This is a genomic window from Psychrobacillus sp. NPDC093200 (genome assembly GCF_050280345.1).
GTDB classification, from domain to species: Bacteria; Bacillota; Bacilli; order Bacillales_A; family Planococcaceae; genus Psychrobacillus; species Psychrobacillus faecigallinarum.
Genome location: NZ_JBNNVC010000001.1, coordinates 1,277,090 through 1,301,778, shown reverse-complemented (window position 1 = coordinate 1,301,778; position 24,689 = coordinate 1,277,090). Strand labels below are relative to the sequence as shown.

General features: G+C 37.4%; 24 protein-coding genes. 4 read left to right on the top strand and 20 right to left on the bottom strand.

Annotated features, from left to right (window positions below):
* Window positions 1–6 precede the first annotated feature (6 nt).
* The 3 genes from sdaAB to ACQKNZ_RS06285 form a co-directional block, all read right to left on the bottom strand.
* Window positions 7–669 carry an L-serine ammonia-lyase, iron-sulfur-dependent subunit beta gene (sdaAB, locus tag ACQKNZ_RS06295; RefSeq protein ID WP_144538019.1) on the bottom strand — a complete coding sequence of 221 codons (663 nt, stop codon included), beginning with the start codon at window positions 667–669 and terminating at the stop codon, window positions 7–9.
* 224 nt (window positions 670–893) lie between these two features.
* Window positions 894–2,549 (bottom strand): DAK2 domain-containing protein, encoded by a 1,656-nt coding sequence (locus ACQKNZ_RS06290; protein WP_154311149.1) that lies wholly within the window; start codon window positions 2,547–2,549, stop codon window positions 894–896.
* A 16-nt stretch (window positions 2,550–2,565) separates the two neighbouring features.
* Complete coding sequence (locus ACQKNZ_RS06285; RefSeq protein ID WP_144538017.1) at window positions 2,566–2,928, bottom strand: Asp23/Gls24 family envelope stress response protein; 363 nt, start codon at window positions 2,926–2,928, stop codon at window positions 2,566–2,568.
* A 322-nt stretch (window positions 2,929–3,250) separates the two neighbouring features.
* Between ACQKNZ_RS06285 and rpmB the strand changes: the two genes are divergently transcribed.
* Window positions 3,251–3,439 carry a 50S ribosomal protein L28 gene (gene rpmB, locus ACQKNZ_RS06280; protein WP_093263405.1) on the top strand — a complete coding sequence of 63 codons (189 nt, stop codon included), beginning with the start codon at window positions 3,251–3,253 and terminating at the stop codon, window positions 3,437–3,439.
* A 61-nt stretch (window positions 3,440–3,500) separates the two neighbouring features.
* Here the strand turns inward: rpmB and spoVM are convergent, their stop codons facing one another.
* The 13 genes from spoVM to gmk all read right to left on the bottom strand — a co-directional run bounded on the left by spoVM (window position 3,501) and on the right by gmk (window position 16,034).
* Window positions 3,501–3,593 carry a stage V sporulation protein SpoVM gene (spoVM, locus tag ACQKNZ_RS06275; protein WP_144538016.1) on the bottom strand — a complete coding sequence of 31 codons (93 nt, stop codon included), beginning with the start codon at window positions 3,591–3,593 and terminating at the stop codon, window positions 3,501–3,503.
* A gap of 16 nt (window positions 3,594–3,609) precedes the next feature.
* Window positions 3,610–4,266, bottom strand: a complete 657-nt coding sequence (locus ACQKNZ_RS06270; RefSeq protein ID WP_144538015.1) for a thiamine diphosphokinase — start codon at window positions 4,264–4,266, stop codon at window positions 3,610–3,612.
* Complete coding sequence (gene rpe / locus ACQKNZ_RS06265) at window positions 4,263–4,931, bottom strand: ribulose-phosphate 3-epimerase (RefSeq protein WP_144538014.1); 669 nt, start codon at window positions 4,929–4,931, stop codon at window positions 4,263–4,265. Before rpe ends, ACQKNZ_RS06270 begins: the two co-directional genes overlap by 4 nt.
* A 2-nt stretch (window positions 4,932–4,933) precedes the next feature.
* Entirely contained in the window at window positions 4,934–5,815 is an 882-nt protein-coding gene (gene rsgA / locus ACQKNZ_RS06260; protein ID WP_151110593.1) for a ribosome small subunit-dependent GTPase A, read from the bottom strand.
* Between the two features lie 16 nt (window positions 5,816–5,831).
* A complete protein-coding gene (gene pknB, locus ACQKNZ_RS06255) occupies window positions 5,832–7,820 on the bottom strand; it encodes a Stk1 family PASTA domain-containing Ser/Thr kinase (protein WP_427658634.1) in 1,989 nt (662 codons plus the stop codon).
* 2 nt (window positions 7,821–7,822) lie between these two features.
* Complete coding sequence (locus tag ACQKNZ_RS06250; RefSeq protein ID WP_144538011.1) at window positions 7,823–8,569, bottom strand: Stp1/IreP family PP2C-type Ser/Thr phosphatase; 747 nt, start codon at window positions 8,567–8,569, stop codon at window positions 7,823–7,825.
* A gap of 38 nt (window positions 8,570–8,607) precedes the next feature.
* Window positions 8,608–9,960 carry a 16S rRNA (cytosine(967)-C(5))-methyltransferase RsmB gene (gene rsmB / locus ACQKNZ_RS06245; protein WP_151110599.1) on the bottom strand — a complete coding sequence of 451 codons (1,353 nt, stop codon included), beginning with the start codon at window positions 9,958–9,960 and terminating at the stop codon, window positions 8,608–8,610.
* Window positions 9,957–10,898 carry a methionyl-tRNA formyltransferase gene (fmt, locus tag ACQKNZ_RS06240; protein ID WP_427658631.1) on the bottom strand — a complete coding sequence of 314 codons (942 nt, stop codon included), beginning with the start codon at window positions 10,896–10,898 and terminating at the stop codon, window positions 9,957–9,959. The genes rsmB and fmt overlap by 4 nt, the downstream gene beginning before the upstream one ends.
* Window positions 10,895–11,386, bottom strand: a complete 492-nt coding sequence (gene def / locus ACQKNZ_RS06235) for a peptide deformylase (protein ID WP_144538008.1) — start codon at window positions 11,384–11,386, stop codon at window positions 10,895–10,897. Before def ends, fmt begins: the two co-directional genes overlap by 4 nt.
* Window positions 11,387–11,410: 24 nt before the next feature.
* On the bottom strand, window positions 11,411–13,822 hold the full coding sequence (gene priA, locus ACQKNZ_RS06230) for a primosomal protein N' (RefSeq protein WP_427658629.1): 2,412 nt from the start codon (window positions 13,820–13,822) through the stop codon (window positions 11,411–11,413).
* Entirely contained in the window at window positions 13,819–15,027 is a 1,209-nt protein-coding gene (gene coaBC / locus ACQKNZ_RS06225; protein ID WP_340862871.1) for a bifunctional phosphopantothenoylcysteine decarboxylase/phosphopantothenate--cysteine ligase CoaBC, read from the bottom strand. Before coaBC ends, priA begins: the two co-directional genes overlap by 4 nt.
* A gap of 161 nt (window positions 15,028–15,188) precedes the next feature.
* Complete coding sequence (rpoZ, locus tag ACQKNZ_RS06220; protein ID WP_144538005.1) at window positions 15,189–15,413, bottom strand: DNA-directed RNA polymerase subunit omega; 225 nt, start codon at window positions 15,411–15,413, stop codon at window positions 15,189–15,191.
* Window positions 15,414–16,034 (bottom strand): guanylate kinase, encoded by a 621-nt coding sequence (gmk, locus tag ACQKNZ_RS06215; RefSeq protein WP_144538004.1) that lies wholly within the window; start codon window positions 16,032–16,034, stop codon window positions 15,414–15,416.
* 284 nt (window positions 16,035–16,318) lie between these two features.
* Between gmk and ACQKNZ_RS06210 the strand changes: the two genes are divergently transcribed.
* The 3 genes from ACQKNZ_RS06210 to ACQKNZ_RS06200 all read left to right on the top strand — a co-directional run bounded on the left by ACQKNZ_RS06210 (window position 16,319) and on the right by ACQKNZ_RS06200 (window position 19,957).
* Window positions 16,319–18,004: an Rqc2 family fibronectin-binding protein gene (locus tag ACQKNZ_RS06210; RefSeq protein WP_427658626.1), complete on the top strand. Its 1,686-nt coding sequence runs from the start codon at window positions 16,319–16,321 to the stop codon at window positions 18,002–18,004.
* A 166-nt stretch (window positions 18,005–18,170) separates the two neighbouring features.
* A complete protein-coding gene (rraA, locus tag ACQKNZ_RS06205; protein WP_154311154.1) occupies window positions 18,171–18,653 on the top strand; it encodes a ribonuclease E activity regulator RraA in 483 nt (160 codons plus the stop codon).
* 113 nt (window positions 18,654–18,766) lie between these two features.
* Window positions 18,767–19,957 carry a M14 family metallopeptidase gene (locus ACQKNZ_RS06200; protein ID WP_427658623.1) on the top strand — a complete coding sequence of 397 codons (1,191 nt, stop codon included), beginning with the start codon at window positions 18,767–18,769 and terminating at the stop codon, window positions 19,955–19,957.
* Between the two features lie 69 nt (window positions 19,958–20,026).
* On the opposite strand, the gene ACQKNZ_RS06195 is transcribed toward ACQKNZ_RS06200, so the two are convergent.
* The 4 genes from ACQKNZ_RS06195 to ACQKNZ_RS06180 all read right to left on the bottom strand — a co-directional run bounded on the left by ACQKNZ_RS06195 (window position 20,027) and on the right by ACQKNZ_RS06180 (window position 24,411).
* Window positions 20,027–20,893 (bottom strand): alpha/beta fold hydrolase, encoded by an 867-nt coding sequence (locus ACQKNZ_RS06195; protein ID WP_427658621.1) that lies wholly within the window; start codon window positions 20,891–20,893, stop codon window positions 20,027–20,029.
* A gap of 488 nt (window positions 20,894–21,381) precedes the next feature.
* Complete coding sequence (locus tag ACQKNZ_RS06190) at window positions 21,382–22,101, bottom strand: exonuclease domain-containing protein (protein WP_427658619.1); 720 nt, start codon at window positions 22,099–22,101, stop codon at window positions 21,382–21,384.
* A gap of 24 nt (window positions 22,102–22,125) precedes the next feature.
* A complete protein-coding gene (locus ACQKNZ_RS06185) occupies window positions 22,126–23,079 on the bottom strand; it encodes a DUF294 nucleotidyltransferase-like domain-containing protein (protein ID WP_154311158.1) in 954 nt (317 codons plus the stop codon).
* Between the two features lie 63 nt (window positions 23,080–23,142).
* On the bottom strand, window positions 23,143–24,411 hold the full coding sequence (locus tag ACQKNZ_RS06180; RefSeq protein WP_154311159.1) for an ammonium transporter: 1,269 nt from the start codon (window positions 24,409–24,411) through the stop codon (window positions 23,143–23,145).
* Between the last annotated feature and the right edge of the window lie 278 nt (window positions 24,412–24,689).

Below are 24,689 nucleotides of genomic sequence, written 5' to 3'. Positions count from 1 at the left end.
CCCTCCTTAATCTACTATCCTTGTAACCTTGGTTATATTCGGCAAGGTCTTAAGTTCTTCTAATATATCCTCGTTCACATTTTGGTCAACTTCAATAACCATCAGGGCCATATTCCCTTTCTCTTTTCGAGAAACCTCCATATGACCGATATTTATATCATACTTTGCCAAGCAATTGGCAACGCTTGCAATACATCCTGAACGATCTTCATGAACTACTAATATAGCAGCTAAGTTGCCGGATAACCTTAATGGAAAACCATTAAGTTCAGTTATTTCTGTCTTACCTCCACCAATAGAAATACCAACCATCGACATTTCTCGTTCGTCGTCTCCTAACACAATCCTTGCTGTGTTTGGATGCTCGGTATGTCCTGTCTCAGGGATAAATTCATAAGACAAGCCAACTTTTTCTGCATCACTAAACGCAGTTTTAATCCGCTCATCAAAAGTGTCGTAATCAAGTAAGCCGCCGATAATTGCGACATCCGTTCCATGTCCTTTATATGTCTCGGCAAAGGAACCATAAAGATGGATTTTTGCCCATGTAGGTTGCTTTCCAAATAAATCTCTTGCCACCCGCCCTATACGTGCTGCTCCAGCAGTGTGAGAAGAGGATGGTCCAATCATAACCGGTCCAATTATGTCAAAAACAGACTTGAATTTCAATTGACAGACCTCTCTTTCATGTTAATAATTCTATTTTACACTTATTGGGATGTTTAAACAAAAGTATTGTACGAAAGAAATACAATACTCATACTTGTTAAAGGATGATTAAATTAACATATCCTAATTGTTTGATGAAAATGTCAGCAAATATTTTTTTAATAATTCAGCCTCACATCTTAAAAAAAACGCGTGGGATTTCTCCCACGCGGAGTCGCTCTTCTTTATTCGACCGATAAGATATATGGATATAACGGTTGTTTACCGTTATAAAGTTCTACTTCAACATCCTCAAATTGTTCTTCGATATAAGCAGCAAACTTGCCTGCTTCTTCTTCAGAAACATCTTCGCCGTATATAACAGTTACTATTTCTGAATCATTATCAATCAATTCATTTGCCAGTTTAGTGGCTGCTTCGACTCTAGAAGGCTGAGAAAGAATAATTTTACCTTCTGCTAAAGACATGAAATCATCTTTTTTAATCTCAACGCCGTCAATGGACGTATCACGAACAGCAAAGGTAACCTGACCAGTTTTTACATGAGAAAATGCTGCAGTCATATTCTTTTTGTTTTCTTCAACACTTACTTGAGCATTGAATGCCAAAATTGCAGCCATCCCTTGAGGAATCGTTTTTGTTGGCACAACAGCTGCTTCTATTCCTAATACTTCAGCCGCTTGTTCAGCAGCCATTACAATATTTTTGTTATTTGGAAGGATTAATACACGCTCTGCACCTACCGATTCAATTGCTTTTACAATATCCTCTGTAGAAGGGTTCATTGTTTGTCCACCTTCTATTACAGCTGAAGCACCTAAGCTTCTTAATAATTCTGCAACTCCGGTACCCATTGCAACAGTAACCACTGCATATGGATGCACTTCAGCTTTTTTTACAGCAGCTTCAGCTGAATGGCCTTCACCAACTATTTCCGTATGTTGCTGACGCATATTTTCAATTTTAATTTTGATAAGATCTCCATATTGCTGACCATACGTCAATACTTCACCTGGAGTTTCAGAGTGTATATGAATTTTAGCAATCTCATCGTCAGAAATTACTAATAGAGAATCTCCATATGCACTTAAATCATTGCGGAAATCATTTTCGTCAAAGGATTTTTTCCCTTCTTCGAAACGAACCATAAACTCCGTACAAAATCCGAATTCAATGTCTGCCGTGTCCATAAATCCTTGAACACTTTTATGATGCTCGGCACTTACCAAATCATCCATAGAGTTACTAACCGTTTTCTCAGGAAGTTCTTCTCCCTTTAAGCTTGCTAAGAAGCCCTCATATACAAATACTAAGCCTTGTCCACCACTATCTACTACCCCAACTTCTTTTAAAACAGGTAATAGGTCTGGAGTTCTATTCAGTGATTGTTTTGCCTCTTCTACAACAGCTGCCATTAATTCAGGGATATCTGTAACAGTTTCACTAACTTCCACTGCTTTTTTAGCAGAGTCTTTAGCAACAGTCAAAATTGTACCTTCGACCGGCTTCATAACCGCTTTATAGGCAGTTTCCACGCCGTATTGCAGAGCTTGAGCAAATTGCTTCGCATCCAAAGTAGCATATTGCTCAATAGATTTACCGAAGCCTCTGAAAAGCTGAGATAAGATAACTCCTGAGTTTCCCCTTGCCCCCATCAATAACCCCTTGGATAATGCTTGAGCAGTTTTACCGATGTGCTCACTCGTGTGGGCAGCAGTTTCTTTAGCTCCCGAGGTCATTGAAAGATTCATATTTGTCCCTGTGTCACCATCAGGAACAGGAAATACGTTTAATGCATCGACATAGTCCGCGTTTTGAAAAAGATGGTGTGCTCCCATCTTGACCATATCTGCAAATTGATTACCATTGATTGATTTCATTGTTTTCTCTCCTTAATCACACGTTTGCCACGCGAACTCCTTGTACGTAAACATTTACGGATTTCACCGACATACCAAGAGATTTATTCAGTGTATATTTCACTTTGGATTGGACTTGATAAGCGATTTCAGAAATTTTTGTTCCGTAACTCACAATAATATACATATCGATATGTAGATCTTCTTTGTCCTGTCTAACAATAACACCTTTAGTAAAATTTTCTTTTCTTAATATATCTGTTAAACCATCTCTGATTTGATGCTTTGATGCCATACCTACGATACCATAGCATTCAATCGCGGCTCCGCCAGCAATCTGTGCAATTGTATCTTGTGATATATCAATGTGCCCGAATTCATTTGTTAATTCTATTGACATGTTGAAACCTCCCAAGTCCTTTTTGACTATCCCTTATTGTACTACACCCTTTAAAATTATAAAAGACACGTTTCTATTCGTCTACTTTTTGCATAAAGTGTAATTAGATTGCCATTTCGTGAAAATACAATTCCTGATACTATAGTAACTATGTAAAGACCATTACTGCAAGTCAAAGCCAAACCAACTTTTCTATTTTATAGTGTAAAGGTTTTTTTCTTGATATACTTGCTTATCAAAAGAGACTGTGGTAAATTATTAAAGTATGTGAAATATCGAACTGAAAAATCTTTCAGCTTCTTTTTTAAAGGAGGAAATTATAATGCCAAAAGTATGTGCAATCACTGGGCGTAAAGCTCGTTCTGGTAATGCTCGTTCTCACGCAATGAACGCTAACAAGCGTACATGGGGGGCAAACCTTCAAAAGGTCCGTATTCTTGTAGACGGTAAACCTAAACGTGTATGGGTTTCTGCTAGAGCTTTAAAATCAGGAAAAATTGAGCGCGTATAATCGCTCTCATAGTTAATGCCAGGTTGACTATTCGTCGACCTGGCATTATTTCTGTCTAAAACTATTTTTTCTCCTCGTCCTTTTTAAACAGACGAATACATACCTTCATAATACTACTAACTGATTTAGGTAATTTAAAAGTGTAGACCTTCACACATATTTCCTCCCTTTTAGTCACTGCTTCTTATCATTAAACATATGCCCGACTCAAAGGAGATAGTACTTGTTCGTTCTACTTGTTCATTACTAGTAAACTTCGCATTACCATAATTCACTACTTCATTTTCTACATTGTATAAGAAACCATCAAGATTCACGTTCCCAATCTTCTCACCAAAAGGGTAGAGGGAAATATATTTGTATTCTTCCTGTTTTTGTATGTAATGAGTACCAGGTAGTAAAAATTGAAGTTTATTTTTATTGTTTTGAATATAAAAGGATACTTTTGGATACCGTTTCTGGAAGTAATAAACGTCATGTAAAGCAGCTTGATAGTGATCTAAGCGTGCGCCACTTGCACCAGTTAAAATGACTTCTGTTGGATTATATTTCATAGCCTCTAATAACGCTAAGTGTGTATCTGTCTCATCCTTATCCGTAGGCAAAATAGATATATGAGTTATTTTTTCACGTAAAACGTTCAGCTCTTCCTCGCTAATAGAATCGAAATCACCAATAATCTCATTTGGAATAATGTTAGCATTGATTAAATGAAAGGCACCTCTATCTGCTCCAATGAAAATAGTTTCTTCTTGAAAAAAAGGAAGCTGTCTAAGATCAACAACTTCCTCTAAAGGGCCTCCAGAACAAATGAAGACACGTTTCATCTAGAAACCGCGCTTAATCCAGCAGCTTTAATTCTTTGAAGAGCTTTAGCTTTATCTGGTGCGTTGTATATAGCAGAGCCAGCTACAAGAATAGTTGCACCAGCTTCTACACAAGGAACAATAGTTTCTTCGTTAATACCACCATCAATCTCTATTTCTATAGAAAGATTTCTTTCTTTAATAATCTGTGAAAGCTGTTTTACTTTCGGTACAACAGAATGAATAAACTTTTGACCACCAAATCCTGGATTCACTGTCATAAATAAAACCATGTCTATATCCTCTAACACATGTTGAATAGTTTCTATTGGTGTATGTGGGTTTAATACGATCCCGGGCTTAACTCCAAAGGAACGAATCAGTTGAATAGTTCTATGTAGATGCGGACAGGCCTCCACATGTACTGTAATATAATCAGCTCCTGCCTTAGCGAAAGCTTCAATGTACTGGTCTGCATTTTCAATCATTAAATGTACATCCAGCGGTAGATTTGTTAGTGGACGAAGAGCTTCCACAACAATTGGACCCATCGTAATATTGGGAACAAAGTGGCCGTCCATCACATCAATATGAATAAGTTCAGCTCCAGCCTTTTCAACCTCTAAAACTTCTTCTCCTAATTTAGCAAAATTTGCGGCTAAGATGGAAGGTGCAATTTTTATCATTTTTAGTACCTCGGCTTTCTTTCTACGATTTCTTCATAAAACTGTAGATAATGTTTATATCGGTAATCTTTTATTTCTCCTAGCTCTACTGCTTGCTTAACTGCACATTTAGGTTCATTTACGTGTAAGCATCCACGATATTTACAACCATCTTGACGTTCTACAAAGTCTGGAAAACAACTAGATAGTTCTTCTTTTTCCATTAAATCGAATTCAAAGGAACTAAAACCAGGCGTATCCGCTAAAAGACCATCACAAACCTCTATTAACTCTACATGTCTGGTCGTATGCTTTCCTCTTCCTAAAGCATCAGAAATTACACCTGTTTTTAAATCTAGCGAAGGTAGAATTGTATTCAGTAAAGTAGATTTCCCTACTCCAGACTGACCAGCTAGTACCGTGGTTTTTCCTTTTAAAACCGGGGAAATTTTTTCATGAAAAGCCGGATCATCTTTATAGGTCATTAATATTTCATAACCAATTTTTTCATAGTCAGAAATATATACTGCCATTGTTTTTTTCATTTTTTCATCCATTAAATCACTTTTCGTCAAGCAAATGATTGGCTCAATATTAAACGATTCGAGAACTACTAAAAAGCGATCCAATAAAATGGTATTAAAATCTGGTTCTTTAATAGAAAAAACTAAAATCGCTTGATCAATATTAGCAATTGGCGGACGAACTAGGTTATTTTTTCTTTCATGAAGAACGGTGATAGTTCCATCGTTTTCTCCTTCTACCGTATAGTCGACAAAATCACCTACTAGAGGAGACTCGCCTCTATTTCTAAAGACGCCTCTCCCTCTGCATTGTATGATGTTACCGTTGTCATATACATAGTAAAATCCACTAAGTGCTTTTCTTATTTGTCCGTTTGGCATCCTATGCCTCCCTAATTTATTCATATGATACGCTATCTTGCGCTACAACCTCTTGATCCCTTTTGATAAGGTATCCACCTGTCTCGCCTTCTACAATTTCTAATGAAATCTTTTTATCGATTGTTGAAGTAATTTCAAATTCTTCCACAGGGGGATCAGTTAATTTATGGTTTTTGTCTTGGATGTAGATACGAATAATTTGTGGAACCACTTCCTGTTCCATCTCTCCGTCCTCTTCTCCGTCCTCTCCATCTATTTCTGGAGGTAAATATTCAATGGTTACGGTTTTCACAACTGTCTGAGTCTTCTTTTGCTGAGGTCCTTTAGAAATTACTACCTCTACCGTACTCCCTTTAACTATCTTCACATTAGGTGCAGGGGATTGTTCTACAACTGCTCCCTTTGGAATCTTATCATGATGTACTTCTTTTGTTCTTACGACCTTTATACCTGTACTTGTTGCATATTCGTTAAGGTTTTTTTCATTATATTCCCTTAAGTCTCTTAGTGTAATCATTTCTGGTCCAAGACTAACTTGGAAATAGATGTCAGTTTCTTCTGGTATAATATCTTCTCCAGCTGCAGGTTCTTGCTTTAAGATGGTACCTGCGGAAGCAGAAGAGTATATTTTATCACTATCATCGATACTACGAAATCCTTGCTTTTGTAACAAAGCCTTCACCTGATCAATATCCTGGTTTTCATAGTTACTCATTGCTGATGTTTTTTTACCTTGAGATACGTAAAGATCTACTTCAGTTTCTTTATCGCGCATTTTCCCCTCTTCCGGAGTTGTACGAATAACATGATCCTTTTCAATCTCATCGTCAAATTCCAATATTTGCTCCCCAATGACGAAGCCTTCTGATTCAAGTAGCTTTATGGCAGCCTCTAATTCTAACCCAGCAATAGGTGGAACCTCTATTTTGTCTGGTTTAAACAATCCCGGGAAAGCAATAATGATGATTAATGCAAGTAAAATCAAGCCAGCAATTATCCCTGTTATAACTTTCCATTTTTTTATTTTTTTCTTTGGCTTCTTTGTTGATACTTGTGAAGGAGCCTCCGTAGGTATTTTTTTTGTTTCTGCTACATCCTCGAAAGAAACAGGCTCTTTAATAATAGGAAGCACCTTGGTAGCTCCATCGTCTACCGGTACAACAAATTTTGGTTCATTAGACCTTTCTGGTGACATGGCAGTTGATAAGTCTCTTTCCATTTCCTCAGCAGAACGATATCTATTTCTAGGATCTTTTGCAGTTGCTTTTAATACTACGTTTTCAAGACTTTGTGGGATTGCTGGATTAATTGCTCTAACTGAAGGTGTTTCAGCCTGTAAGTGCTTTAAGGCAATCGAAACAGCTGATTCTCCCGAAAAAGGAAGCTGTCCTGTTAGAAGTTCAAATAATACTATACCTAATGCATATATATCAGATTCTCTAGTTGCTGTGCCCCCACGTGCTTGTTCTGGTGATAAATAATGTACTGTACCTAATACTGAATTGGTCTGCGTATGGGAGGTCGCACTCAATGCCATCGCTATTCCAAAATCAGTTATTTTCACATTTTCTTGCTCGTCCAATAAAATATTCTGGGGTTTAATATCTCGATGAATAATATGATTATTATGTGCATTAGAAATTGCAGAAGTTAACTGTTTCATAATAGTGATTGATTTGATCGGTGAAACCGGTGCATTACTCTGTATGTATTGTTTTAACGTTTCACCTTTTACATGTTCCATAACAATATAATGAATATCTTCATCTTCTCCGACATCATAAATATTGACTATATTAGGGTGTGTAAGGCTTGTTGCAGATAGTGCTTCACGTTGAAAGCGACGACGTAATTCTTCTTCGTTAGAAAAATCATATCGCAATACTTTAATCGCGACATCTCTGTCTAAAATCATGTCATGTGCCAAATAAACATTGGACATGCCGCCTCCACCAATCATTTCTAGCAATTTATATCTGCCGCTAACTCTTTTACCGATTAACATCCTTACACCTCCTCATCCTTGTTTGTTAACAAAATCAGAGAGATATTATCTTCTCCACCTGACTTGTTCGCTTCCTCCACTAATTCATCTCCCATTACTTGAAGAGACTTCTTGGAGTAAAGCAGGCTTTGTATAAAGGATTCACTTAATTTGTTACTTAATCCGTCTGTGCAAAAAAGAAAATAAGAATTAGCGACAAATTCTACCTCAAAAAAATCTGGATGAATAGTTTTTTCTGTTCCGACAGCCTTCATAATTGCATTTTTCATAGGATGGGTTTTTGCTTGCTCTTCATTAATTTCTCCTGAATCGAGCAGTACATTTACAAAAGAGTGATCTCTTGTAATCTGTTGAACCAAATTTTCTGTAATTTGATAAACACGGCTATCTCCTATATGCGCAATAATTCCTTTACTGCCTTTACTGTTTTCAAACAAGCCGGCAATTAATGTAGTCCCCATTCCTTCACAGCCTGTATTTGAGGTAGAATGCTGAGCTATAAGCTGATTTATCGTTTGGAAAGTGTACATTAACCATTCTTTTTCTGGAACAACAGAAGGATTATAAGCATGAAAATATTTTTCAAATTCTGTAATGGCCATTTCACTTGCTACATCCCCGGCATTATGTCCGCCCATTCCGTCTGCAACAACCGCTAATACACGACCATCCTCTCGCTGAAATACACCCACACGATCTTCATTGATCGTTCTTTTCATGCCTACATCAGTTTTAACAACGAACCTCATTTATACCTTCACCTCTTCATAGATAGAGCTCGTTGCAATCAGCTCTGTTTTTGAAAAACTGCTACAAAAAATCCGTCACTTCTTAAGTCTTGAGGAAACAGCTGTAACATACCATCCTCTTCTTGTTGTTTTATATTTTTTACAACGTCTGGAAAAGATTTTAGTTGCATATCTGGGTGATTTTCCAAAAATAGTTTAGCGGTTCCTTCATTTTCTTCCTTATCCACTGTACACGTACTATAAACCATTAATCCATTTGGCTTCAATAGCTTATATGCTTCATCTAACAATTTGAGCTGAATAGGCTTTAATGAATCAAAATCCTTTTCATTTTTTGTGTATTTAATATCTGGCTTTCTTTTCATAACACCTAAACCACTGCAAGGAGCGTCCACTAAAATACGGTCAAATGTTTGCTCTGGGAATAACTCAGAAGCTTTGCGTCCATCCTTTTCAACTGTTTCTATGAAACTAAAGCCCAGCCTTTCCGCATTTTCTTTTACTAGCTTCAATTTATGTTGATGGATATCCATAGCTACAAGCTTACCAGTGTTTTTCATTTTTTCAGCAATATGTGTTGTTTTTCCTCCTGGTGCTGAGCACATATCTAAAACAATCATGCCCGGTTCAGGTTGAAGGGCATACGCTGGGATCATGGAGCTTTCGTCTTGAATCGTAACAAATCCTTTTTGGAAAGCGGTGGTTTTTGCTGCCTGGCCATTAAACAAATAAATACACTCTGGAATAACTTCGCTTTGTGCAACGACATATCCTTCTTGTGTCATCAAATGCATCACTTGCTCTACAGTTCGTTTAAACAAATTGACACGCAAAGTTGTTACTGGTGGCTCATTGTTTTCCTCAAGCATTTTCTTAGTTGTTTCGAAACCATATTCTGATATAAATCGTTTAACCATCCAAAGAGGGTGACTTGTTTCAATAGAAAGACGCTCGACATCGTCCACAATACTTTCTGTCGAACTAACCCCCTCTCGAAGAATTGAACGCAAAATACCGTTCACTACTCCAGAAATTCCTTTATGACCTCTTCTCTTTGCTATATTAACCGCTTCATTCACTGCTGCATGATCAGGAATTCTAGATAAATAATGGATTTGATATAGAGATAATCGAAGAAGCTGTCTAACCCAATCGTCAAGCTTTCCTTTTATAAATGGTTTTAGATAATAATCCAAAGTCATTTTATGCTGAAGTGTTCCATAGGTTAACTCGGTTAACAACGCTCGATCTTTTGGTTCAATATCGTACTTTTCAATTGTCTGATGCAGCAAAAGGTTACTATATGCTTGTTGTTTTTCAACCGCCATTAAAATAGTTAAGGCTGCATCCCTAACATTACCAGTCCATATTTTTTCGTTCTTTTTTGTCATTCAAATTTATCTCCTATTCGCAATTTAGAACCAACGCCACGCAAATAGTCATTTGCAGACATTCTTTTCTTTCCAGCTGGCTGTAGTTCGTCAATTCGAATTGCTTCTTCAGCGCCTGTTTGGACAACAAGGTAATCCGATTCTATTTTTACAACTGTACCTGGCAGTTCATTTGTATTTACTTCTATTATATCCGCTTTCCAAAGCTTCACTGTTTGTCCATCCAATGTTGTATATGCTACTGGCCATGGATGAAGACCACGTATTTGGTTGTGAATTTCTAAAGCAGATTTAGTCCAGTCTATTCTTTCCTGCTCACGTGAAATATTTTTCGCATAGGTCACAAGCGATTCATCTTGTACTATGCGTTCGTTTCGACCTGTGATGATTAGCGGCAAAGTCTCTTTTAAAAGCAGTGTACCTACTTCGCTTAATTTATCAAAAAGAATTCCGGTATCATCTAAATGAGTAATAGGGATTTCACGTTGCGATATAATATCTCCTGCATCTAGCTTTTCTTCCATATACATGATGGTAACCCCGGTTTTTTCTTGACCATCTATTATTGCTTGGTGTATTGGAGCTCCTCCACGATAGGAAGGAAGCAAGGAAGCATGCACATTAATACAACCGTATTTTGGAGCCTCTAAGAGCTCCTTCGGCAATATTTGTCCAAAGGCAGCAGTTATGATTAAATCTGGAGCAAGGTTAAGTATTTGATTGAGCTCCTCAGAGCCCTTTAACTTGTTAGGTTGAATAATCGGTAATCCAAGTTCTAAAGCCTCTTCCTTTACAGGTGGCGGCGTTAAAACTTTTTTTCTTCCAACTGGGCGGTCAGGTTGAGTTACGACTGCACTTACTTCATAACCCTCTTCCACTAGCATGCGTAAAATAGGAGCCGAAAAGGCAGGTGTACCCATAAATACAATGGATGTCATAGCTCTTCCTCCAGTTCATTCTCCAATTCTTCCACATCAACATAACGAGTAATTTTAGTAGTGAATAGAACCCCGTGTAGATGATCAATTTCATGAAGGATTGCTCTTGCTTCATAGTCCTCTGCCTCTAACTCATATAAAGCGCCATCACGATCCTGTGCCTCTACCTTCACATAAAAAGGTCGCTCCACCTCTCCATAAATATCCGGGAAGCTTAAACAGCCTTCAACTTCTACTTCTGATCCACCTATTTCGACGACTTCTGGATTGACCATTTCGATCACCTCTTGTCCTTCTCCTAGATCCACGATAGCCACTTGAATCGTTTCGCCGACCTGTGGCGCAGCAAGACCAATTCCATCTGAGGCGATCATCGTGTCATACATATCATCCAATAAATTTGCAAGCTTCTCATCAAATACATGAACCTCTTCACATTTTTTAGTCAATAAATCATTTGGGTGTGTAATAATATTTCTAATTGCCATTTCTTATTCCTCTTTTCAAACAGCCTATAAAATTGTGGATGGGTCAAGGTCTACCGTAAGCACGACACCTTTTTTTATCCACTCCGTACGATAAATTTTAATCAGTTGCTGTAGTTTTTCGATTAATAGTGGTTCTTTTTTGTATTTTATCAAACATTGGTAACGATATCTATTTTGTATCTTGCTTATTGCGCTTGCTGTTGGTCCTATTACCATACTCGTGCTTGATAAATTATCTCTTAACCAATCGGTAGCAAGTTTCGCATATTCAGCTGCAAGGAGTACATTTTCATGAGTCACTTGCACAAGTGTTACGAAATAGAAGGGTGGATATTCATATTGCTTACGCATGATCATTTCATTGTGATAAAAAGGCTCGTACAACTGATCCTTTGAGTACTCTATCGCATAGTGCTCTGGAGTATATGTTTGAATATATACAACTCCTTCTTTATCATGCCTTCCTGCTCTACCACTAACCTGCGTCATAAGCTGAAACGTCTTTTCAGCAGCCCGAAAATCTGCAATATGCAAAGTTGTATCTGCATTTAAAACCCCGACTAAAGTAATATTAGGAAAGTCCAATCCCTTGGCTATCATTTGTGTACCTAATAAAATATCTGCTTCGCCATCGCCAAACTTTTTAAGTATACGTTCATGTGATCCCTTTGTCCTTGTAGTATCCACATCCATACGCAATACTCTGGCATAAGGAAAGAATTTAGTTATTTCCTCTTCAACCTTTTGTGTACCCGTACCAAAAAAACGGATGTGCTCACTTTGACATTCAGGGCACTCTTGGGGCACAGGCTCCTCATGTCCACAATAGTGACATTTTAATCGTTCGCCTTCTCGATGGTAGGTTAAGGAAATATCACATTGGTCGCATTCTACAACTGTCCCACAATCTCTACAAAGTACAAAGGAAGAGAACCCTCTTTTGTTAAGGAATAATACAATTTGTTCCTTCATTTCTAATTTTTCTCGAATTGCATCTGCTAAAGGTAGACTAAACATGGAACGATTGCCACTTTTCAGTTCCGCGCGCATATCCACTATGTTAACTGTTGGAAGAGCCTGCTCTTTTGCTCTCATGCTTAACGATAATAGTGTATAAACTCCCTTTGATGCACGTGCATATGATTCTAATGAGGGGGTGGCACTACCTAAAATAACGGGGCATTTGTGAAACTCACTTCTCCAAATTGCCACATCTCTAGCATGATAGCGAGGTGTGTCCTCCTGTTTATAAGAGGACTCATGCTCCTCATCTAAAATAATGACACCTAAATTCTTAAATGGAGCAAATACTGCGGATCTTGCCCCGACAACAACCATAACTTCACCACGCCAAATTTTGCGCCACTCATCAAATTTCTCTCCGGTAGATAAACCGCTATGCATGACAGCCACCTGATCACCAAAGCGAAGCTTGAAACGGCGTGTCATTTGAGGTGTCAAGGAAATTTCAGGTACTAGCATTATTGCCTGTTTTCCTTCTGCTATAGATTTTTCAATTGCATGTAAGTAGATTTCTGTTTTACCACTGCCAGTAATGCCATGAAGTAGGAAAGTTGTATTCTCTTCGTTGTTTTGAGCTTTAGTTATATGAGATAATGCAGTTTCCTGTTCAACTGTTAGCTGAACGTGATTGTCACGATCCTGATAATCGAGCGAAGTAATCTCTCGATACACTTCTTCTTGCTCTTTCACTAATATTTTTTTATTAATAAGAGTATTGACGGTAGCATTACTAACATTTGCAGCCTGAATTAATTCCTGCATTGTAAATGAGTTTTTTTCTTGAGCTAATAGCCACTCGATTAACTCTTTTTGTCTCACTGCTTGTTTTGTGAGTTTATTGAGCTGGCCAACAACAAAATCCTTATCATCTACAAGCGTATATTTAGTAACTGTTTTGACCCTTGCTTGTTGCTTGATAACATTTTCGAGCTCTAAACTTCCTTCAGTTAAATGCTTTTTCATCATCTTTAGCATTCCCGATTTTTCAAAAGCTTCATAAGGAAGCACTTCTTTTCTACCAAAAAGCTCTAGAATCTCTTTTTCCAATTGGGTGGGGTCTACAATTTTAATATTTTTTTTATAAGACGCTCGCAATGCTGCGGGAAGCATTACTTGAAGTGCATCAATTTCATAGCAGAGAGTTTTCTTTGTCATCCACTTGGATAATTTGAGCAGTTCCTCTGTAATAACTGGCTCTACATCTATTATAGATTGAACTTCCTTTAGCTTCGATCTATCTACTTCTGTTTCTCGTTTTATATTCGTGATAAATCCTTGCACTTTTCGATTACCGAAAGGAACATGGACACGGCTTCCTCGCTCCACTAAATCCTCTAAATGCCCTGGCACTACATAATCAAATGGCCGATCAATAGGATATGCAGCTACGTCAACTATGACCTCTACAATCATAGAGCCTCATCTTTTTCAAGCTCAATAATAGTGTGAAATAACTGAAGAGCAAGCTCCTTCTTACTGTTTTGAGGGAAATGAACTTCTATATCGTTCTTTCCAACCAGCGTAACAGAATTAGTTTCTGTCCCAAAACCTGAACCCTCTTCAGTAACATCATTAGCTATTATATAGTCTGCATTCTTCTTCTCTAATTTACCTTTAGCATAATGGACTACATCATTCGTTTCAGCTGCAAAACCAACTAGTATTTGATGTGATTTACGTTTTCCAAGCTCTGACAATATATCCGTAGTTTTTTCAAGAGCTATAGTGACTTCACCATCTTTTTTCTTCATCTTTTGAGGGTGTATTTCTTTCGCTTTATAATCAGCTACTGCAGCTGTTTTGACTATAATTGATGCACTATCAAAATGCTCCAGTACTGCAACAAACATGTCTTCAGTACTTTCAACATTAACTACCTTAACATTCCTTGGCGCTTCTATAGCAACTGGACCCGAAACGAGAATAGTCTCTGCACCTAGCCTAGATGCAGCCTCTGCCATTGCATAACCCATTTTTCCGCTAGAAAAATTAGTCAAAAAGCGGACTGGATCTAATTTTTCTCTAGTTGGACCAGCGGTGACAACTACTCTTTTACCTTTTAAAGGCAAATCACAAGGTGCAAAATGTTCTTCCACTAGCTTAACTATTTTTTCTGGCTCCTCTAGTCTTCCCTTACCAATATAACCACATGCTAAAAAGCCTTCAGATGGCTCGATAAATGAATAACCGTCGTTTGAAAGCTTTTCAATATTACGTTTTACTGCAGGATTGTCGTACATATGTACATTCATAGCAGGTGCGATCCAAACATCTGCGGTAGTTGCTAAAAGGGTAGTGGTCACCATATTATCAGCAATTCCATTTGCTAACTTTGCGATAGTATTAGCTGTTGCAGGAGCAACAATAACTAAATCTGCCCAGTCTGCTAAATCTATATGGGCAATGACTTTAGAGTTTTTTTCATCAAACGTGTCAAAGTAAACATCATTTCGTGACATCGCCTGAAAACTTAAAGGCTTTACAAATTCCATAGCGGATTCTGTCATAATCACTTTTACTTCAGCTCCAGCCTGTGAAAGCTTGCTTACTAAAGCAACCGCTTTATAAACAGCTATACCTCCCGTAACACAAACAAGAATTCTTTTAGAAGTTAACATTATTAATCCCCTCTCTAAACAACAACCTCCCAAAGAACAGATACATTCTTTGGGAGGTGTCTTCATCATCCGATTAGCCTTGCGGGTTTACTCCTAAGGTATCCGTCGAGGCTTTTAGCAATTCCTTTAGCTAACAATATCTAAGCTAAATGAAGGTTATTTTATACTTCGTCCTCGTATACAGCGTTTTCGTTAGCTGATTCGATTTTAAGTTCGCCAGCTGCTACTTCTTCTAACGCTTTTCCAACTTGTTTTGCAGAAACGTAGATGCCGAGACGCTCTCCACCCTCTTCTTGCAATTGACGTGCTCTCTTAGAAGCAACGCTTACTAATGAATATTTTGAATCGATTTGATTTTTTAATGAATCTACTGATGGATATAACATTTAAAATTCCCCTTCCAACATGGATAAATATCTTTTTTCTACACGTTCGCGCCGACAATGCTCTGCAGCAACAATTGCATTAATCTTTGAACAAGCTTTTGTTACTTCATCATTCTCCACGACATAATCATACAGATGCATCATCTCTAGTTCCTGCCTTGCAGCAAGAATACGTGAATTGATGACATCTTCTGTTTCAGTTCCTCTACCTATTAAACGTTGCTCCAACTCACTCAAGCTAGGAGGTGCAAGGAATATAAAAAGCGCATCTGGTGCTTTTTCACGTACCAATGCAGCTCCTTGGACTTCAATTTCTAAAAAGACATCTCGACCTGAGTCAAGCGTTTCATTCACATAATCGATTGGGGTTCCATAGTAATTCCCTACGTAAGAGGCATACTCTAACAACTTACCTTGCTCAATTAACTCTTCGAATTCTTCTTTCTTTTTAAAGAAATAATCCACACCATCTACTTCACCTTCGCGCGGAAGTCTTGTCGTCATAGATATGGAATATTCGTAGTTTGTTCCCGGTTCCGAGAATAATTCTTTTCTCACTGTCCCTTTACCAACTCCGGATGGACCTGATAATACGATTAGTATACCTTTTTCTCTTCGCATAAAATCTCCTTCAATTACATGCTATCTCAGACTGCTAACTTTAATACATACTTTACTGATTATAACACAAGTCCTCTATAAAATGATAAGATTAAAAGAAAAGCAAAGACTTGTTTGTTACTTTTATAATGTAACAATGACTTTTTACTTTTTTTCTAGTCTTTTTTATAAAAGTAGAGCTAGATGAATCACTTTAAAGATTAGCAAATTAGACAGATATACATCTCTCACAATTATAGCTAGCACTCGATTGATAAAAAAATGTTTTTGAAAGAGGAATTATTATGGCTTTTGATGGATTATTTACTATCTCAATGACAACTGAATTACAACAAATAGTAACAGGCCGTATTTCTAAAATACACCAGCCAAACGCTCAGGAAATATTAATGCAAGTCCGTGCTCAAGGAAAGAATTTCAAATTACTGTTTTCTGTTCATCCTTCATACTCGCGCATACAAATTACACATGAGACAATCGATAACCCATCTTCTCCCCCAATGTTTTGCATGGTACTTCGCAAGCATTTAGAAGGAGGAATCATCACCGCGGTACGCCAGCATGAAACGGACCGCATTATTGTCCTTGAAATACTCGGAAAAAATGAGATAGGTGATGAGATTACACGTGAGATTCATATGGAGGTTATGGGTCGTCATAGTAATCTACTTTTAATAGACCCTAGCAGAAATCTTATATTAGAAAGCATAAAACACTTATCACCATCTATGAACAGCTATCGGACGATTTTACCTGGTCAACCCTATATCTCGCCACCATCTCAGAACAAGCTCAACCCACTAGTATATTCAGAGGACCTGAAAAATGTGATTCTTTCGGTTCAGGATTCTAAAGAAATAGTTGAGCAAATTTCGGGTTTTTCTCCACTTCATGCCAAGGAATTACTTCATCGTATGGATGGCGTTTCTGATTGTCTAATGATATATAAATCATTTATGGACGAATTTGTAAAAGGTGGAATCGCTAAGCAAATTGTAGAGGTAAATGGTAAAACATATTACTCTCCGAACGCACTTACTCATTTGGATGGAGATAAATTCAATGAACAAACACTAGGTAATTTACTCGATCGCGTTTATTTTGCTAAGGCTGAACGTGACAGAGTGAAGCAGCAGGCAGGAGACTTGGAAAGATGGCTCCAAAACGAACTAAATAAGCTAAAACTAAAAATGAAAAAACTCCAGAAGGATTTCGAGCAGGCCGAAAGATTAGATACATTCCAATTATACGGTGAATTACTGATGGCGAATGCTTACGCGATCGAAAAAGGGTTGTCTGAGGTTGAGCTCGTTAACTATTACGATGAAACACAAGGAACAATAGTTATCCCTTTAGATAGTAGAAAGACGGCTACACAGAATGCACAGAGCTACTATAGCCGCTATACAAAAGCTAAAACTGCCTTATTAAAAATTGAACAGCAATTTGAAATTACTAAAGAAGATATCGACTATTTTGAATTGCTACTTCAGCAAGTGATGCAAGCCTCTCCAACGGATATAGAGGAAATCCGAGAAGAATTGATGGAGCAGGGATTACTAAAAATGCGTGCTTCAAAAAAGAAGAAAAAGCCGGTAAAACCAACACCTGAAAAGTATATCGCTTCTGATGGCACAGAAATTTCTGTTGGAAAGAACAATAAACAAAACGACTATGTGACCTTCAAAATAGCGAAGAAATCAGACACATGGCTGCATACAAAGGATATACCTGGTTCCCACGTAGTTATACATTCTGATAAACCATCAGAAATTGCATTGTCAGAAGCAGCTAACCTCGCAGCATATTACAGTAAAGCACGTGAATCTTCCTCAGTACCAGTTGATTACACAGTTGTAAGACAAGTAAAAAAGCCAAATGGCTCAAAACCTGGATTTGTCATTTATTTTGAACAAACTACCCTGTTCGTTACTCCAGACGAGGAGAAAATAAGACAGATGAAAAGATAATTTAGAAACGACTGATAGGGCTATCCCTGCCAGTCGTTTTTTTAGTCTAATACATCAGTAAAACACACAAATATTTTCAGAATTATATCTCATAACCTTTGATAATAGAATAAAGTAATAGTAAATTAGTAGAAATATAATTTTAATAAACTAGGAGGCAAATTCTATGACATTTCAAACCGCTGATTTATGTGATGATTATTCAAATGAGCTACAGGTAATAGGTTCCGAATTTAAATCTTACGGTAAAATCCATAGCTTTTCTGGCCCTATTTGTACCGTTAAAGTTTTTGAGGACAATGTGTTAGTAAGTCATGCTTTAGAAAGCATTCCAGCAGGTAATGTTTTAGTAATCGATGGAGGGGGATCTAAAAAGTGCGCTCTATTGGGAGATCGGCTAGCAAGAATTGCCGAAAGTCGAAATTTAGCCGGAATTATTATAAATGGCTGTATTCGAGATTCTAAAGATTTATCTCTGCTAGATATTGGAATACTAGCACTTGGAAGCAATCCTTTAAAAAGTAAAAAAGAAGGAACCGGTGAAGAAGATATCCCATTGTTTTTCTTAGGGGTTGATTGGCATCCAGGAGATTATGTTTATGTCGATGAAGATGGCCTAGTTATTTCTAAGAGAAAACTGATTGACTAAACAACAGCGGTCAAAATAAATTTTGGCCGCTTATTTGTATTGTTTAAAAAGTCATCTTACACTCCCTACATACATATACTTTTAAGATGTATAGAATGAAGTGGAGGAAAGGCATGGATGTTTTTGTAAGACAAGGGGATTCCCTTTATTATTATAGTCAGTTGTTTAATATTCCACTACAGTTAATTCTCGATTCTAACCAAAGCGTAAACCCTCAACAAATTCCATTAGGTCAGCGTATACAAGTCCCTGGATACGTAGGATTGGATTACCAAATCAGACGAGGAGAATCTCTGTGGGCGCTTGCTCAAAGTAGAAATGTTTCAGTAGATGAAATTCTTTTAGCTAACCCCAATATTGATCCAAGCTCTTTGCAGATTGGTCAAACAATTAAAATTCCCCTAAGAATTACATGGAGAGTCGTTAATGGTAAACAAAATTACGACTACGAGGCATTGTCTATCGATATTAGACGCCTCCAAACAGTGTATCCATTTATTAAAGTTTCTTCGATTGGCAGCTCTGTTATGGGCAAAGACCTTCAAGAAATTATAATCGGCAACGGAAACAAGCGAGTCCATTATGATGGGTCCTTCCACGCAAATGAATGGATCACCACACCAATTATTATGACTTTTTTAAATGACTATTTGCTCTCTTTGACAAGTCAAGGTTCGATTAGAGGGATTCTTACAACACCATTATATGAGCAAACCTTCCTTTCTATAGTGCCGATGGTCAATCCAGACGGTGTAAACTTAGTCATTAATGGTCCTCCAACTGAGGAGCCATATAGAAGCAACGTTATCGAATGGAATAGCGGAAGTACTAACTTTTCTGGATGGAAGGCCAATATAAACGGTGTAGACTTAAATGATCAGTTTCCCGCACTATGGGAGCTAGAAAGAGATAGAAACCCTAAAACTCCCGGACCGAGAGATTACGGTGGAGAAAGCCCCCTTTCTGAACCAGAGGCAATCGCAATGGCTGATTTAACTAGAAAAAGAGACTTTGCTCGAGTACTCCCTTTTCACACACAAGGCCAAGTCATATATTGGGGTTTTGAAGATCTTCAGCCTCCTGAAAACGAGGTCCTCGCTATTCAATTCGGTGAAGCTAGCGGCTATATTCCTGTAGAAACAACTAATAGCTATGCTGGCTATAAAGACTGGTTCATACAAGATTGGAGGAGGCCAGGATTCACTATTGAGCTTGGCATTGGTACCAATCCCCTTCCACTATCTCAATTTGATGAAATTTATGAGGACGCACTAGGAATCTTTCTATCAGCCTTATATTTGTAAGCAAAAATCCGGTTTCCTTTTGCGAAACCGGATTAAGTGCTTTAACCTATGAATACGACAATATAATTTCTATTTGGTTATATATTCTTTCTCTAAAATCCATTTTTTAATTTCAATTGCAGTTTGTTCTGGTTCATCCCATTGAAGCATATGTCCTGAATGTTCCATAGCAAAAATGGTTACGTCTTTAATAGCTGTTTCTATCTGATGTATACCTAGTAAACGAGCTTTATCTAAAAACTTCGGATAGGTTGCGTGAATAAGCAATAATGGAGCACGTATGGATGGATAGGTATCGGTAAAAGGCTCTAGGAAGAAAGCTTTTATAATCGATATGACCGTAAATTTAGTTGAGATTAAAGTATATCGATTCTCTTCTTTTCGAAAAAGCGAACTTACAAACTCCTCCTTTTCATTATTCCATTGTTTTGTATAAGTCTTGTATTCCTTTATAATAGTATCCCAATCTACTAATGTGGAATTATCCATATATGTATCCCATCCACTTAACGCTACGTCAAATGTCATTTCTGGTTGATTCACAGGAAATGTAAATCCTCCATCCAACAAAATAATCCCTAATAGATCCGTAGGATGATACCTTGTATAATGAAGTGCTAAATCAGCTCCCCAGGAGTGGCCCATTATATAAAAAGGCTTTATAGTAATTTGTTTAATAACTTTTTGCAACCACTGTGCCAATGAAGAAAATAAATAATCGTCTTCTTCCTTTAAAGGGCTCGAGCCTCCATGACCAGGAAGATCTAACATGATAAGATGAAAATCCTTGTCTAATAGAACAGATAACTCACTGTATGTGTAAATAGAGTTCCCAGCCAGTCCATGTAGACAAATAATTAAAGGATTTCGTTTATCACCAGCTTCATAGTAATTAATAATATTTCTTCTATCTATTAATAGTTGTTTATCCTTCAAGCACTCACTCCCTATCTTCATCTCCTGTATATATTCGATTTAAATATAGAGATACCCTCTTCTAAAATAATAATAATAATAAGAGGCTGGAAAATGAGGAGTTTAATGCTAGTTAAAAATGCCGGGAATTGATTTTTGTTATAATTTCTAACCAAAAGGACACTTCATTCTGAGTGATTTTCTTGTTTCGTAAAAATTAATTTAAGTGAAGTTGTCCTCTTTTATACCTGAAATTATGTACAGTTTTCACTTGATATCGAAGAAAACTATAGTTGTTCGGAGCGAAGACGGCGACACCTAGTGGACAAGCTCGCAGGAGAGACTAAAGGCTCGACCCATGCCCCAGGAAAGCTGCCGCCGCAACGAAGAACAACGGCTATGCAGTAGAAAAAAGCCCTAAAAATTTACTAATCGATAAATTTTTAGGGCGTATAAATTTTTATGTTGGATTTTGACCCGTCCACTTACTTGAATCTCTTTTATTTCGCTCATATTCTTGCAAAGCGATGGTAGACATCGTTTAACGTCTCACAGCCAACCTCTTTTGCTTTATTCACATAAACACTCCATAGCTTAGCAGTCATTTTAGCATCTCCTAGAGCATGATGGCGTCCAATTACTGGAATATTATTATAATCACACAAATCTTCTAATGCTATTATATTCAAATTAGGCTCTATTACTTTTAAAAGAAAAGATGTATCTACAATCCGATGCTTAAATGGTGTTCGAAATAAGGTTGAACTGGTATGTTCCATAAAGTTCCTTTCATGTGTAGCATGATGAGCAACCAAGGTGCTATTTTGTTTAAATTGAAGAAACTTAATAAATACCTCCTCAAGTGACAATGCATCCCTTAATTGTTCATTTGTAATGCCAGTTAATTGAACAATTTCATCAGGAATTTCTCGTTTGACATGTACAAGAGAATAAAAAAAATCTTCTTCTATAATCTTTTCCCCTGTCATTTTAATAGCTCCAATAGAAATGATGCAATCACCTTTTTCAGGAAAGAAGCCCGTTGTTTCAATATCAAAGACTACAACATTTAAATTCTCCAAAGGGATATTCAGCACATCTTGAGTTATTTCCTTTTGCAAATTACGTAAAAATGCCATTTGCTGAGCATTTTGTACGTCACTAATACCCACATTTGTCCGCTTCCCTTGTAGCCCTCTCAATATTTGCATAAACGGTTCAAAAGCCATCGCCAACCAACACCCTTTATTTCATTAACTTATACTAGTTAGTTCAATTACTTCCGCATGTAGCCTTTTTCCATCCTTTAATATTCTTTTCATATTTTGCAGTTGTTCCTTGTTTAAGTTGTTTATATTTAAGTAATGCGTATCCTCATATTCTTCTTTTTGAAGTAAAATCATCCGGTATTTTAATAACTCCATGAAATTTTTTTCACAATTTTGAAGCATTTTTTTATAATCATTTAGCCTAGTCAATTGATTCATCCTATTTAAAGTAGAGGTCTCCAAAACACATTCCTTTATCGACAATAAGCGCACTGCGTTTACATATGGCAAAAAAGCTGCGTACTTAAAATTCACATTTCCTTGATAGGGTCCATGTCTTTCTACCAATATTTGACCAAAAGGACCAATCACATTTTTTATATGCTTTATATTGGAGGAGAAGCGTGGAAGGGTGGAAGGATGTTGCCGTACGAATTCACAAATAATAGATTTTAATTGATGTGTATAACTTTGATTGCCGTACAATGCTCTTGCATCAAAGAATATTTGTAGATATCTAATAGCTTCCCATCCTTCATCACTCAACCAATCACCCAATTGTTCTTGCCACTGCTCAAACGATTTGCACCACATAGGATTGGAACTCATAATATTCCCTTTACAATAAGGATAACCCACTACGTACAGGCCAAGCGCAAGCTCATCTCCCAGTGTTTTAAAATAAGTATCATTTTTTTCACTCGACCATTCGTATACAATTCCATGGTCTTGGTCACTGATCAAGCCTTGCTCTTTTCTCCCACCACTCCCCGTGATGAACCACGTAAAATCACAAGGAGGTGTTCCTGCCGTGGTTTTAGCAACATCCATTACTTTGTGCATTACTTGATCATGAAAAACATTGAGAGAAATGGTATCTTTCAAATAGGACATTATTTGCCGGTCCTTCCATTCTCTTATGGATTCATATGTTTCCACGACCACACTCCCTTTAAGCAAAAAGCCTCTGAACCAGAGGCTTTTGTTTCTATTTTATTCGAATCAATTAGTGCCTTTTGCTTCCTCTAAAACCATTTGCTCTGGATAACCATAGTTTCCATGCTCGCTCATGTCTAAGCCCATAATTTCTTCTTCTTCAGTCACTCGAATACCACCCATGACTTTTTTCATTATAAATAGGATAGCATATGACACTGCAAATGCGAATGCTCCACACGCCGCTACTCCCATTAATTGGACTAATAATTGGTCAATCCCACCTCCATAAAATAAACCTGGTTTACCAGTAGTCGCAAGTTCTGTTGTAGCAAAGAAACCCGTTGATAAAGTTCCCCAAATACCAGCAGTTCCATGAACCGAAAGAGCATATATTGGGTCGTCAATTTTTCTCTTTTCAAAGAATCGTGCACTATAAAATACTAAAACGCCAGCGATTAATCCAATCACAACCGACGCCCATACATCCACAAAAGCACAAGACGCAGTAATAGCAACCAACCCAGCTAAAGCACCGTTTAAAATAGTCGGTATATCCGATTTCCCTAAAGCTACCCACGATATAAATGTCGCCGCTACAGCTCCAGCACCGGCTGCAAGTGCAGTATTTAAGGCTACATACCCAAAGAATGCCGCATCTACAGAAACAGTACTGCCTGCATTAAATCCAAACCAGCCAACCCATAGGATCAATACGCCTAATGCAGTATACACTTGGTTATGACCCGCTAAGTTATTGGCAGAGCCATCTTTATTATATTTTCCAATTCTAGGCTTAAGAATCATTGTTGCAGCAAGTGCAGCCGCTGCACCTGTTAAATGAACTACTGTAGATCCAGCAAAATCTTGCTTACCATGCTCCGCTAGCCATCCGCCTCCCCATACCCAATGAGCGATTACCGGATAAACGATTATGCCGAATAGAATGGTAAAAATAACATACGCAGATAATTTTGCACGCTCTGCAAATCCACCAAGAGCAATGGTAACTGCAATCCCAGCAAACGCTAATTGAAAGACAAAAAAGACAGTCGGAGAAACGCTCGCTCCCTCCTGTATTCCACCACCATAGAAGAAATCAGTCATTCCTACAAAAAAGTTAGCATTTCCTCCAAATATAAATCCATATCCGACGGCCCAAAATACTAATGAAGCCAAGCCGAATGTAAAAATTGTTTTACCAGCAACGTGACCAGCATTCTTCATTCTTGTTGAACCAGCTTCTAAAAGTATAAATCCACCAATCATAAAAATAACTAAAATTGCAGCAACCATGGTCCATAAGCTGTTCATCAAATACATGACATCTTCCATTCTAACTCCCCCTTTTATTTATGTTATGTTTACTCCCTTTATCATGTTAGGAAATATAACATAAATTATTTATATTTTTATTTTACTGGTTTTATAACGAATGTCAATATTATTTTCTGAATTTAATTTATTTTATGTGAATATATGTGACATAGACTTGTGAATACGATTTATGAATAAATCCTTCCCTTTTCCTTGTCACACAAGGCTAATAACTGCTTTAAGCTTTTTTAAAAGATGACATGACAAACAACTCCAATAGAAAGAAGAATAGTCGA